Genomic DNA, 13254 nt, shown 5'->3' on the forward strand with positions numbered 1-13254 from the left:
ACCCATGGACTCGCTCACCCAAACGCTCGAACTGGGCAGACGTGTTACAGCCGGCTACCGCCCAGCACTACGTAACAGCCCTGTCGCTAAGTGCGTGTCTCCGGGCTGGTTTGCCTACTGGAAGGAATGCTGATGGCATTCAAGGCACGAGAGCTGCCCGACAGTGATGCGCGGGTGAAGACCGAGCTTTTGGCAGCGGCCATGACCACGGCTGCGGCCGGGTTTGAAGTTGGCGACAGTTATGTGGATCAGGTGGTGGTGAGGTATGGCGCGAATAGCGTGACCAGGAGAGGCGCTGCGGCGACGTTGGGGAGATTGAAGCTTTGGGGGGCTGGTCTGGCTGGGATGGGAGGCTTCGTGCTGGCTTGGTGGGATTTTGCGGATGCATCTGAGCATTTCAAGAATAGTCTGGATGGACCTATCGGACAGAGCAAAAAAAACTCCAAGCTCTTGGCTATTACCTATTTTGTACGAGCGGCGGCGACTATCACACTCACACTGGTTGAATTGGGAACAGCCGTCGCAATTGCCAAACCACTTTTTGACCATTTATCCCGTAACGCTAGGACTAAGTTTGTAAGGATGCTGGCCTCTGCCGCCGGATCACTCGCCAAATCACTAGGAACGCAAACCGCCCGCCTAGTACTTGCCCGCTTAGTTTTAGGTGCCTTCTGGGCAGGCCTAGCCCTAACGATATTGATTTATTTGTTTGAAGACGACAGCTTGGAAAAGTGGTGCAAGCACAGTAGCTTTCGCATTGGAAGAAGCTCAAATGCCTATGAAAAACAGGAAGAATTAATAGCATTGCATTCAGCGTTCAGGGAGGTTTCATAATGTATTTGATCGAATGGGGATTTTGGCGAATGGCAACCCAGTCTGAATCTGCACGCGACGCGCTCGAAGCAGAGATGACTCCTGCGGAAAAACGTGCTGATCAAGATTTTTACCAGCGTGACTTAGAAGAAGAGATGCATTTCCAATCCGTAAGCGAAACGCCTCATACTAGAGGTCCCGTTTTCGCTTTTAACGAGATATTTCTGGAAATTCGATGCGGAGGGTCTGAAGAAAAACGTGGTCTTATTACGCTCGCGACTCTTGGAGGGATTGCGCCGATCATCGTTATGTCTGCAATCATGACCATTGGCTTTATATGGATGGACATAACCGATCACGAAAGCCGCTCATTAATCACGATACTCACCACACTTATAATGTTATTTATCTCGGCCACTATATTTTACTTGTATTCGAAATATGGCATACATCTAACCCGACTGGAAATGCTGACCAGCCGCCATCTGCTCATTCGCTTCAACCGAATAACACAACAGGTCCACCTGCATAGACCAAGTTATTGCGGCGGCATCGTAACATTTCCCTGGAAAACCACCGGAAGTACAGGACTCTACCCAGAGGATGACTCGCTCAGCGTGGGAATGAGACTTGGCCTGATCTGGCATCCCAGCCGCACCAGCCTTCCCCACATTGAAATCGCCCTACTCGGCAAACAAGGCCAGGGCGGCAGTGAACTCCGTGATGAATGGGAATTCATCCGCCGCTACATGGAAGAAGGCCCGCACGCCGTCCCCCGCCCCCGCTTGAGTACCCAGCTACCCTCGCCCATCCAGGCATTCAGCGCCCAGTTCGAAGGCCTTGGCCGGTTCTTCCGCAATAGCAGTTGGTTGTTCAAACTCGTAATGCTCATGGTCTGGCCCGCTTTCGTCATCATCGGCAGCGCGCACTGGATCAGCCTGCTGCTGTGCTGGCGACCCCGCTGGCCGAAGGTGATCCGTGAGGCCGGGTTGCCCGGTAAACCAGTACCTTCACCCACCACCTTGAGTGACTACCCGCCCGAAATCCAAGAACGCCTGCTGGCCAATGCCGACCGCTGGCAGCTCAAACCTGGCAAGCGCCCAGAGAAAAAGCCACGTAAACCGCGTACACCCAAAGCGCCAAAAACGCCGACATAGAAGCGGGCTACGCACAAGCCCAACCGGTTCTAGGGAGTGGGTCGCAACCACCGGCCCAACCCCCAATGCTGGGGATACGGGGCCCATAGGCAAGTTGCCGATAAACCTGACGAAAAGTCTGCAGCCCTTGCGCCGCAAGGCCTGCAGCCCGACAACCACGGTTTGGCACGCCTATTGCCGATCTCCTGCCAGACGCCCCAAGTCCATGGGCCCGTTTGCAGGAGGAATTGACTCATGCACCGACCGATACCCCACCCGCTGGCAGTGGCGATTTTCGCCGGCATGCTCCAGCTCCCGGCGCAGGCTGCGTTGAACGCTGTCGACCCCGGTCCCTATAACCTTGGCAACGGCAACTTTGCAGGTTGGTACCAGGATAGCCACGGTCGGACCCTCGACCTGTGCCTGACCAAAGCGGTGAGTTCCAGGGCCGCCGGCGCGCCCGGCGCACCGGCGTACATGTGCACACTGCTGCCAACCCCCGGGGTGTTCGATGACACCCAACCCATCGCCTTCCCCACCAACTTCCCCGACGAGGCCTTCTGGTTTACCGCTGACGCCGCCATCGTCGACGCGGCACGCGGCATCGACCTGAGCTACGGCACGGCCATCGAGGCGGCGTTCGCCGCCGAAGAACCGGTCGAAGGCGATCAAGTCAGCTTCGCCCGGGTGCGGATCCGGGTGGATGTGCCGACGGCAGGCACCTACGTGGTCACCCACCCCTATGGTGTCGATGTGTTCGATGTACCGGCCGGCGGGCGTCGGGCAATCAACATGACCCGCGACATCGGCATCGCCGGTGCAGGCGACTTTACCGGTGCGCTCAAAGGCGATGTCGGCCCGTTCCTGCGCAGCGTAAACGGCCCTTACACCGAGGGCAGCGAACGCTTCATCGGCGACCCGAACCTGGAAGAGCGTGTGACCGGCAGCCCGTTCAACACCAACTTCGTGCGCATCGAAGGCCCCGGCGGCATCGACCTGCGTACCGAGCTGTTCTCGATCTCGGGCAAGCTCTCCAACGTCGCCCTGCCTACCCCGTTGATGCCGCTACGCACCACCTACTCGCGGCGTGCCGAAAATGGCGACCTGCGCGCCCAGCAAGATGTGTTCGTCATGGCCCCGCCGCCGCCTGCGACCGTTACCCTGACCAGCCAGACCCCAAACCTGAGCCTGACCGAAGCCAACGGCACCGGTGCCTGGTATGCCCAGTCGGTTCTCAACCCAGCGGTGCCAACAACGCTGGTGCTGACCGCCGACAACAGTGTGGCCATCCCGACCAGCAGCCTGACCACAGCCAACCTGCCACTGACCGACCTGGTGACCATCACCCAGGCCGAATACCGCCTGTCAACCGGCCAGCTGACGCTGGTCGCCAGCACCAGCGATGAAACCAGCCCGCCTGTGCTGACCGCCCACACCGCCAACGGCACGTTGATCGGCAACCTCAGTGGCAACGGCGCCGTGAAGACATTGAGCACAACCCTCTCGCCCATCCCCCCGGCCAAGGTGCAAGTCACCAGCGCCAATGGTGGCAGCGACAGCGAAGACGTGGTGCTGGTGCCATGAACAGACAAAGGCTCAGCCTTCAAGGAGGCAGCATGAACACTTGGCCACGCCGTGCGCTGTTCGCCGCCGGTTTTTCCCTCACCGTCACCAGCGCCGCCTTTGCTGCGCTGTCCGATGTCGACCCAGGCCCGTACACCTTTGCCACTGGCGGTTATCCCATGTGGTACAAGGACGCCAACGACCTGTCGCTGGAGTTGTGCCAGTCGCGGGCCACCAGCACCCGAGCACCTGGTGGCCCCGGCGCCCCTGCCTATATGTGCACCCTGCTGCCCGAACCTGGCATCTATGACGATACCCTGCCGCTGGTATTCCCCGATAACTGGCCGCCAGAGATGTTCTGGTTCCTGGCCGAGACCGAGATACCGCAGGTAGGCAACAGTGGCTACGAGCTGGAAGTATACGTCGCCGGCCTGGAAGCGGCGTTTGCCGCCGAGAACCCGGTGGACGGCGACCAGCAGAGCTTTGCCCGCATCCGAATCCGCGCCTCGGTGCCGCGCACAGGCGTCTACACCATTACCCACCCTTATGGGGTAGAGACGGTCAACGTCACCACGGCCGGGCGGCGGGCGATCAACATCACCCGCGACATCGGTATCGGCGCGCCAGGCAACTTCCGCGGGCCACTCAACGGTAACCTCGGGCCTTGGCTACGCGGCGTCGGCGGCCCCTATACGGCGGTCAACCCGGACACCGGCTCGACCGAAACCTTTATCGGCGACCCGAACATCACCGAAGCGGTGGTCGGCAGCCCCTTCAACACCAACTTCGTGCGCATCGAAGGCCCACCTGGCGCCATCCAGACCAACGCCTTCACGGTGTCCGGCAAAGTGCTCGATCAACGCGCGCAAACGCCCGTCACCCTGGAACGTGCCACCTACTCGCGCAACGGCGCCGGGACCCGTGTCGAGGTCTTTGCCAAAGCGCCCAACAATGCCAGCGTGTGCATGCGCAATGGCTTGGCATTGATCGGCTCACCGCCTTCGCCTTGCCAGTTCAGCCTGCTGCCGGACAACAACGGGCTGTTCTTCAGCCAGCAACTGAGCCAGGCCGCGCCGCCACCGGTGGTGGTGGTTACCGGCAGCAGCGCCACCGGCACCACACAGCCAACGGCGTTGTCGAGCAAGCTCAGCGATGTGGTCAAGGTAAGCACCGCACGCTACGACTGGGCCAACAAACGCCTGTTCATCGAAGCCCGCTCCAGCGACGAAGTGGCGATCCCTGACCTGGTGGCCCAAGGCTACGGACGGCTGTCCAAGTCCGGCACGCTGCAAAGCCTGACGGTCAACGATATTGCCCAGCCGCCTGCGACCGTCACGGTCAAATCTGGCCATGGCGGCAGCGATGTCGAGCCTGTAGTGGTGGTGGGCAATGCGCCTGTCGAAGCCGCCAACCAGCCACCGCTGGCCCAGGCCGATATTGGCAGCACTAGTGTCGGGGTGCCGCTGAGCCTGAACCTGCTGCTGAACGACAGCGATCCGGATGGCAACGTACCGCTGACCATCAGCGACCTGACCCAACCGGGTACCGGCCTGGGCGGCGTGGTACTCAACGGCAGCACGTCGGTGACCTACACCCCGCCAGTCGGGGCCACGCAACCGCTGGTGGCCACCTTCAGCTATCGGGCCGTGGATGCCAAAGGCCTGAAGTCGGAACCGGCAACGGTTACGGTCAATGTCGCACCCAACCAGGCGCCGACCGCAGCCGCTCAAACCGTCGCCACGCTCGGTGTAGCGCTCACCATCAACGCGCTGGCCGGCGCTACCGATCCAGAAGGCAATCTGCCCCTGGTGGTTGCCAGTGTGACCCAGCCGGCGGCAGGCAGAGGGACCGTCAGCACTGACGGCACCACTGTCACCTACACACCACCGGCGACCGTCACGACGGCCTTCACCACCACCTTCACCTACCAGGTGCGTGACGCGCTGGGGGCGCTGTCCAACAGCGCCACCGTCACCGTCAACGTGTCGCCACGCCCCGCCGCCGAGACCTTCGCGGTCACCGCAGCCACGGTCACGGCACGCTCCAACAACCGTTACAACTGGGACATCAGCGGCACCTCATCGGTGACCACCGGCAACGTCGTTACCGTGCGGGTCACCACCACCACAGGCGTGCAGACATTGGGCACCACCACGGTACCGGTCACCGGCCGCTGGCGCCTGGCCGTCAGCAACAGCACCACGGTGATCCCGACCGCCGCGCCGACGGCGACCATCACCACCAGCCCAGGCACCACCCGCACCGTCAACGTAGTCGTGCAGTGAAAGGCCGGAGAACGCCATGAAATGCCTGTATCCACTGCTGCTCTGCCTGGCCCTGGCGGGCCAGGCCAGGGGGGCCGAAGACCTGATGGACAACGCCGACCTTGCGCCCGGCAGTGACCTCGGCGACCCCGTGATCATCCGTCTGTTACCGGTCGGCGCCGGCCAGGCCGCGGTGATCGAGCAGCAAGGCAACGGCAACCGCGCCGCCCTCGACCAGAACGGCCAGGCCCTGCTGGGCCGCATCGTCCAGGCCGGGGGCGCACAGGAGGCGTACATCCTGCAAGAAGGCAGTGACCTGATGGCCAGCATCAGCCAGCAGGGTAATGGCAACAGCGCGTCGATCCGCCAGAGCGGCAGCAGCAACAGCGCTGCCATCGACCAGATCGGCAACGACAACAGCGCCAGCATCGTGCAGTCCGGCACGGGCCTCAACAGCTCCGTGACCCAAGCCGGCAATGGCCAGCATGTTCAGATCACCCAATACCGATAGACCTGGAGGCACCACCATGTTCAAGCTCGCTCCCCTAAGTGCCGCTATCGTCCTGGCCCTTGCAGGTCAGGTCATGGCTGCCGACAGCACTTCGACGCAGACTCAGGACGGCAAGGAAAACATTGCCGAAGTGACCCAGACCCTCGCACCGTTCGCCTCGGCCACCCAGACCCAGACCGGCAAGGGCCACAACCACCTGGCAGTGCAGGCCGACAGCACCAGTGATATCCAGCAGAGCGCTACCGGCTCGTACAACGCAGGGTACGCCGAGCAACTGTTCGAAAACGGCAGCCAGATCACCCAGCAGTCCGGGGGCAGCTACAACGATGCCTTCGCCAGCCAGTCGCTGGGCGAAAACAACCAGGTCCTGCAGACCCAGCAAGGCAGCGAGAACCACTCGACCGTGTGGCAGGACACCCAGCTAGGCAGCCAAGTCACCACCCTGCAATCGGGCCAGCGCAACGAAGCCTTCGCCGAGCAGATGTTCGGCGGCAGCAACAACCAGAGCCTGATCATGCAGGCCGGCGCCGACAACTATGCCGCTGCCGAGCACCTGACCCACAACGACGGCAACATCCAGATCTACCAGGACGGCAAGGAGAACTGGGCCTACGGTGACCAGCGCGACGGCCAAGGCGGCACCATCGGCCTCAACCAGACCGGCACTGGCAACTCGGTAGAGGTATGGCAGGACACCCAGGTGGGCAGCCAGGCCAACGTCACTCAGACCGGCCAGCTCAACGAAGGCTACATCGACCAAAGTTTCGGCGAAGCCAACAAGGCCAGCCTGACGCAAAATGGCAAGGCCAACGCCAGCTGGTCGGATCAGTTCGAGAGCAACAACTCGACCACTACCATTTCGCAGAAGGGTAGCAACAACCTGCACTACACCTACCAGAACGGTGAAAACCTCAACCTGACCGTGACCACCCAAGGCAACGGCAACAAAATCACCGCCAGCAACTGGAAAGGCGACAAGATGGGCGGCCAGTTTGGTACCAACCAGACCGCCGTTATCAACCAGTACGGCAACGGCAACGGCGTCAACCTGACGCAGAATGGTGACAACCAGCTGGCCACGCTGAACCAGACCGGCAACAACAACGCGATGCAGACCAAGCAGGCCGACAGCAACAACGAGCTGTTCTTCGAGCAGAACGGCAGCGACAACATCCTCATCGCCGACCAGCGTGGCACTGACAACTATGCCTTCGGCAGCAGCGAAGGTACCGGCAACTCCATCACCTTGGACCAGTCCGGCTACAGCAACCAGAGCCACACCAATCAGCTCTACGGTAGCGGCAACGAGGTCACCATCAAACAGACCGACAGCGTCAACGCCGCCTACGTGACCCAGGGCGGCCAGGGCAACAAGGCATTCGTCGACCAGAGCGGTATCGCGCAAACCGCCACCATCAGCCAGCTGGGCAGCGCGAACACGGCCACTGTGACTCAAAAGTAAGCCCTTCCCCCTTGGACCGCGGTGCTCACTCTCCCGAGTGCCGCGGTTCCTTTTTGTTGCAGCGGGCTTGGCGCGAATAGGCCATGCACGCCAACAGCATTACAATGGTCAGCACCCCATTCGGTGCGCCCGTCATGATCCAGTCCGACCTCGACCTGTTCGGCCCCCAGCCGCAACGCCTGGCCAGCCACACCGTGCTGCTGCCCGGTTTCGCCCTGGCCGAGCTCGAGGCCCTGCTCGACGCCCTGCGCCCAGTGCTGCGCGCCGCGCCGTTCCGGCACATGCAGACGCCAGGCGGCCTGCACATGGCCGTAGCGCTGACCAATTGCGGTGCGCTGGGTTGGGTCAGTGATGCGCACGGCTACCGCTACACCTCCACCGACCCGCAAAGCGGCATGCCCTGGCCTGCGCTACCGCCCGTTCTGCTCAGCCTGGCAGGTCGCGCAGCCGCCATCGCAGGCTTTGACGATTTTGTCGCCGACGCCTGCCTGGTCAACCACTACCTGCCTGGTACCCGCCTGAGCTTGCACCAAGACCGCAACGAACAGGACTACGACCAGCCGATCGTGTCGATTTCACTGGGCTTGCCTGCGGTGTTCCTGTTGGGCGGGTTACAACGCGCGGACAAGACCCAGCGTGTACCGCTGAACCATGGCGATGTGCTGGTCTGGGGCGGTGAGGACCGCTTGCGCTTTCATGGGGTGTTGCCAATCAAACCCGGCGTGCATCCGCGCATGGGTGAACGGCGCATCAACCTGACCCTGCGCAAGGCGGGGTAATGGCGTAAAAACTTGAACATCTTCGCCGGTAAGGCTTCTAAAGATGAGCAGCGTCAGTCTTTTCGAGGAGCCCGACATGACCTACACGCCCTGCCATGGAGCTGCGCACCGATGAAAATGCCCGGCCGCTCTCCCAACGCCTCGCTGCAGCTCGATTACGTACGCGATACGTTATTCGGCCCTGTGGCACAGAGCGTTGAATGCCAATGCCAGCTCGCCGCCATCAACCTGCAGGGCCGCCCTGCGCTGCGTTTGCACATCTGCCCGCCACTGCCCGACAAAGTCGACCGTGCCCACAGCGTGGCGTTCGTCTGGGACGGCCGCAGTTACCGCGGCGTGGTGCGCGACCAAGGCAAGTGCGGCGACGGGGGGCTCAACCTGTTGCTGGAGTTGCAATAAGCCGATCAACGGCGGCCAAGTGGGCTGAACCTGCCGGCAACACCACGTCTCCATAGCACAAGAGCCCATGCCTTCTGGAGATCGCCATGAACAGTCCGTTGCTCAAGCTCTTCACCCACCCATCCGATGCCTGGATAGAGATCCGCCGGGCGGAAGAAGACCACCCGCAGCAATACCTGCCGCGCCTGCTGGCGTTGGCGTTGATCCCTGCCGTGTGCCTATTCGCCGGCACTACCACCTTTGGCTGGAGCCTTGCCGGCGAAGAACGCGTGCGCCTGAGCCTCGCCAGCGCGGCGCAGCTGGCGTGTCTGCTGTATGCCGTCACGGTGGTGGGGGTGATGATCATGGGGGTGATGATCCGCTGGATGTCACGCGGCTTTGATGCACAACCCAGCCTACAGCAATGCATCGGCTTTGCCGCCTACTGCGCGACGCCGTGGTTTTTTGCCGGAGTGGTCGGGTTGCTGCCGATTCGCTGGCTGGCCCTGGTGGCGCTGTTGGCCGCCTCGGCGTATGCCAGCGTGCTGCTGTTCGGCGGTTTGCAGACGTTTTTACGCTTGCGCAAAGAACAGGCCATGCTGTTCGCCGCCTGTGTGTGGGGGGTGGGCCTATTGGTGCTGGTGACCATCCTGGTGTCGATGATCCTGTTCTGGTTCAACGGCCTGATGCCGGAGTATGTGCGCCCGGCCAGCCTGGGCTGACCGGGCTCTACGGGCAGGCTCAGGCAATCGCCCTGAGCGGCGTGGTGGGTTTGTCACGCAGCGCGTGCAATTGCGTAAGCAGGTTCACCACGTCGCGGCAACTGTTGAGGCCCTGCAGGTCTACCCCGCTCAGGGTCACCCCCTCTTCCAGGCTTTTCCCCTGGCCCAGGCGAATGGTCAGGTGAGCGCCATCCGCGCAACTGACTTCGCAGCGATCAGGCAGGCAGGCTTGCTCAATCATCTGCCGCATTTCCAGCATTGAAACGCCTATCAACGACATTGTACGACCCTCTCTGTACTGGATGGCCTATTGGTTAGGTACGCCTTTGCCAGGCAAGGTGCCAATTGATATTGCGCATCCTCCGGCGGCCGTCCATGCGCCGGAGCAATGATCGTGCGGGGAATCATCTAGCACCTTAGTGGAAGATCGCGGGTGGGCCTGTACTGTTCGATCGGCTGCTGGCAGTTAACGACGAGCGGTCTCGGCCGGCATCTGCCCGAACCGTCCGGCATGGAAATCATCGAACGATTCTGCGATTTCTGCCTCGCTGTTCATCACGAACGGCCCGTAGCCAACGATCGGCTCATCGATCGGTTCACCGCTGAGCAACAGCACGCTGGCGTCTTCCAGCGCCTCGATGGCAATGCCCTCACCGCTACGCTCGAACAGCACCAGGCTGGCCGGCCCGGCTTCGCGTTCACCGTTGACCCGCACGCTGCCGCGCAACACCACCAGGGCTGCATTACGCCCCGTCGCGACGGGCAGTTGCACGCTCGACTGGGCGTTCAAACGCATGTCCCAGACATCCATGGCGGTAAAGGTTCGCGCAGGGCCTGGCTGCCCTTGGTACTCACCCGCGATCACCCGCAGGCTGCCACCGTTGCCGTCCAGCGCCACCACAGGGATGTCCGTGGCCAGCAGCGTCTGGTACCCCGCCGCAGCGCGCTTGTCACGCGCAGGCAGGTTGACCCACAGCTGCACCATCTCCAGCGTACCGCCACTGCGGGCAAACGCCGGGGCGTGGAACTCTTCATGGAGGATGCCATTGGCAGCTGTCATCCATTGCACGTCGCCTGGGCCGATCAGGCCACCCGCCCCCGTCGAGTCACGGTGCTCCAGTTCGCCCTGGTAGACGATGGTCACGGTCTCGAAACCACGGTGCGGATGTTGCCCGACGCCGCGCCGGGCGCTGGTCGGGGTAAAGGTGTGCGGGCCGGCATAGTCCAGCAACAGGAACGGGCTGATCTGGCTGGCCAGGTTGTCATAGGTGAACAGGCTGCGCACCGGGAAGCCATCGCCTACCCAGTGGGGGTGAGGGCTGCGGTGAATACCCAGAATCTTTTTCATGAGAAGTCTCCTCTCTTGGCTGGGATCACCTTACCAATGATACCAATCAGGCGGTAGACAGCTGAAATGGCATGCATCGTTCCATCAATAGGACAAACTTCAGTTTAGAAAGCTGAGCACGGACGCTGCTGTCATCGCTGGGTCCTCCTGCATGAAACAGTGCCCACCCGCGACCTGCTGGGCAGTCACGTTCGGGTTCAGCGCCACCAGGCGCTTCACCGAATGTGGCACGAAGGGGTAGGTCTGTTCGCCATACAGCACCCGCGTCGGTGTCTGGATCGCTGCCAGATTCGCCCACATGCGTTTGGGGAACGAACTGAAAATCTCCACCTCGCGGCTGGGCCGACACTTGAGTACCACCGCCTCGCCGCAATCGCCAATGGCATGCTCGACATAGGCTTGCAGCGCCGCATCACTCCAGCCTTTGAAGATACCGCGGCCCTGCAGCGAGGCCAGCGCCGTTTCACGATCGGGCCAATGGCTGCGGCGGCTGGCAGCCTTGCGCGCCAAAGCGTGGCGCTGGTGCAGGCCAACCAGCGCGGCGGCGCCCATCACGCCGATCATGCTGCGGCTGAACAACACCGGGTCGAGCAGCACGGCGCGCTCGAACAACTGCGGCTTACTGGCCAGGATCAGCCCCGAGAGCACGCCACCAAAACTGTGCCCGAGGGCAACACGCGGCACCTCGCCATATTCGCCACGCCCGCGCTCGAACGCCTCCACTGCCAATTCAGCCGTGCGGTTCCAGCCGCGAAACGCACCGCCATGGTCGCTGTCGCCATGGCCTTGCACATCGCACAGCCACAGGTCGAAGTGCTCGCCCAGGCGCATCAGCAACGGCTGGTAGGCCAGGCAGCAGAAGCCGTTGCCATGCAGAAAATGCAGCAAAGGCTTGCCACTGGCCGGCGTACGCCAGCCGCGCAGGGTAAAGCCTTCGGAGCAATGGTGGGACCACGGGATCAACTGCATGGGCTTGCTGTACTCATCGGTCTATGAAAACGCCGATTCTACAAACAGCAGCGGGTATAGCGAAATCACCAGTAGCACGGCCATCAGGACATTGAACAGCATCAGCCAACGCGGGTTCTGCAACAGGTTGCGCAAGGCGCTGCCGAACATGACCCAGACCCCGACGCTGGGCAGGTTGACCAGGGCGAACAGCGCGGCGATGACGACCACGTTCATCACGTACCCCTGGGCCGGTGTGTAGGTGGTGATTGCCCCCACTGCCATTACCCAGGCCTTGGGGTTGACCCACTGAAATGCCGCAGCGCCCCAGAAGCCCAACGGTTTGCGGGCGCTGCCCGAGGCTGTGCCGATCGGCCCCGAGGTGGCGATCTTCCAGGCCAGGTACAGCAGGTAGGCGGCGCCTGTGTAGCGCAGGATGGTGTACAGCGCCGGCCATGCCTTGAACACCTCACCCAGCCCTAAACCGACTGCCAGCACCATGACCATGAAACCGACACTGATGCCAATGGCATGCGGGATCGAACGGCGCACGCCGAAGTTCACGCCCGAGGCCAGCAGCATGGTGTTGTTCGGCCCCGGGGTGATGGAGGATACGAAGGCAAACAGCACAAAAGCTGTCAGCAGGTCGGCAGAGGCAAGCATGGCAGGCATTCCACAATCATTATTGGTGCTGTCACACTAACGGAGTCGCCCTACCTTGCGACCGGTACAATTTCGCTAAATTAAATAGATACAAATACTGTACCGATCTCGTTCAGTTCAAGGAAGCCTGCCCCATGAGCCTCACCATTCGCCCCGCCGTGCGTACCGATGCCGCGCAGATTCTGGCATTCATCACCGAGCTTGCCGACTACGAACGTGCCCGGCACGAGGTCGTTGCGTCTGTCGACGACATCCAGCGCAGCCTGTTTGACGAAGGCAGTACCGTGCACAGCCTGATTTGCGAGCGTGATGGCCTGGCGATTGGTTTTGCCGTGTACTTCTACAGCTACTCGACCTGGCTCGGGCGCAATGGCATCTACCTCGAAGACCTGTACGTGACGCCCGAGCAGCGCGGCGATGGCGCTGGGCGCAAACTGCTGCGCCATATTGCCAGCGAGGCCGTGCAGAACAATTGCGGGCGCCTGGAATGGAGCGTGCTGGACTGGAACGCGCCGGCAATCGGGTTTTACCAGTCGTTGGGCGCCGAGGCGCAGAGTGAGTGGCTTCGGTATCGGCTCGATGGCGAGAAGCTGCTGGCGTTTGCGCGGGGTTGACCCTGGAAACCGCCAGCAGCTCTTTAAAGTCACCTTAAGCAACTTATTAACAT

Annotated in this window: 13 protein-coding genes and 1 pseudogene; 10 read left to right on the plus strand and 4 right to left on the minus strand. The window is 61.8% G+C overall.

Annotation, left to right across the window (positions count from 1 at the left end):
* Positions 1 to 90: 90 nt before the first annotated feature.
* The 9 genes and pseudogenes from LJX93_RS13770 to LJX93_RS13810 form a co-directional block, all read left to right on the plus strand.
* A pseudogene (locus tag LJX93_RS13770) lies at positions 91 to 834 on the plus strand (hypothetical protein); the annotation flags it as partial.
* Positions 834 to 1970: a DUF6708 domain-containing protein gene (locus tag LJX93_RS13775; protein ID WP_227696062.1), complete on the plus strand. Its 1137-nt coding sequence runs from the start codon at positions 834 to 836 to the stop codon at positions 1968 to 1970. The pseudogene LJX93_RS13770 and the gene LJX93_RS13775, both read left to right, overlap by 1 nt.
* Before the next feature lie 234 nt (positions 1971 to 2204).
* Positions 2205 to 3533, plus strand: a complete 1329-nt coding sequence (locus LJX93_RS13780; protein ID WP_033697984.1) for a hypothetical protein — start codon at positions 2205 to 2207, stop codon at positions 3531 to 3533.
* Positions 3534 to 3565: 32 nt separating this feature from the next.
* The gene (locus tag LJX93_RS13785; protein ID WP_033697985.1) at positions 3566 to 5797 is read left to right on the plus strand and encodes an Ig-like domain-containing protein; all 2232 of its coding nucleotides are present in this window, start codon (positions 3566 to 3568) and stop codon (positions 5795 to 5797) included.
* Positions 5798 to 5813: 16 nt separating this feature from the next.
* Entirely contained in the window at positions 5814 to 6287 is a 474-nt protein-coding gene (locus tag LJX93_RS13790; RefSeq protein ID WP_033697986.1) for a curlin, read from the plus strand.
* A gap of 16 nt (positions 6288 to 6303) precedes the next feature.
* Positions 6304 to 7749, plus strand: coding sequence for a curlin (locus tag LJX93_RS13795; RefSeq protein ID WP_033697987.1), 1446 nt, complete (start codon positions 6304 to 6306; stop codon positions 7747 to 7749).
* A 134-nt stretch (positions 7750 to 7883) separates the two neighbouring features.
* Entirely contained in the window at positions 7884 to 8528 is a 645-nt protein-coding gene (alkB, locus tag LJX93_RS13800) for a DNA oxidative demethylase AlkB (RefSeq protein ID WP_156310147.1), read from the plus strand.
* Between the two features lie 111 nt (positions 8529 to 8639).
* Positions 8640 to 8927: a hypothetical protein gene (locus LJX93_RS13805; protein ID WP_033697988.1), complete on the plus strand. Its 288-nt coding sequence runs from the start codon at positions 8640 to 8642 to the stop codon at positions 8925 to 8927.
* 86 nt (positions 8928 to 9013) lie between these two features.
* Complete coding sequence (locus LJX93_RS13810) at positions 9014 to 9628, plus strand: Yip1 family protein (protein WP_033697989.1); 615 nt, start codon at positions 9014 to 9016, stop codon at positions 9626 to 9628.
* Positions 9629 to 9647: 19 nt separating this feature from the next.
* Here the strand turns inward: LJX93_RS13810 and LJX93_RS13815 are convergent, their stop codons facing one another.
* From LJX93_RS13815 to LJX93_RS13830, 4 genes are all read right to left on the minus strand, one after another.
* A complete protein-coding gene (locus tag LJX93_RS13815; protein ID WP_033697990.1) occupies positions 9648 to 9908 on the minus strand; it encodes a DUF1652 domain-containing protein in 261 nt (86 codons plus the stop codon).
* Positions 9909 to 10094: 186 nt separating this feature from the next.
* Entirely contained in the window at positions 10095 to 10976 is an 882-nt protein-coding gene (locus tag LJX93_RS13820) for a pirin family protein (protein ID WP_033697991.1), read from the minus strand.
* 99 nt (positions 10977 to 11075) lie between these two features.
* Complete coding sequence (locus LJX93_RS13825; RefSeq protein WP_033697992.1) at positions 11076 to 11945, minus strand: alpha/beta fold hydrolase; 870 nt, start codon at positions 11943 to 11945, stop codon at positions 11076 to 11078.
* Between the two features lie 21 nt (positions 11946 to 11966).
* Entirely contained in the window at positions 11967 to 12596 is a 630-nt protein-coding gene (locus tag LJX93_RS13830) for a LysE family translocator (RefSeq protein ID WP_077068416.1), read from the minus strand.
* Positions 12597 to 12721: 125 nt separating this feature from the next.
* On the opposite strand from LJX93_RS13830, the gene LJX93_RS13835 reads away from it, so the two are divergent.
* Positions 12722 to 13201, plus strand: coding sequence for a GNAT family N-acetyltransferase (locus LJX93_RS13835; protein WP_033697993.1), 480 nt, complete (start codon positions 12722 to 12724; stop codon positions 13199 to 13201).
* Positions 13202 to 13254: the final 53 nt, after the last annotated feature.

The sequence above is a fragment of the Pseudomonas sp. HN2-3 genome, from assembly GCF_020691745.1.
In the GTDB taxonomy this organism is placed as follows: Bacteria; Pseudomonadota; Gammaproteobacteria; order Pseudomonadales; family Pseudomonadaceae; genus Aquipseudomonas; species Aquipseudomonas capeferrum.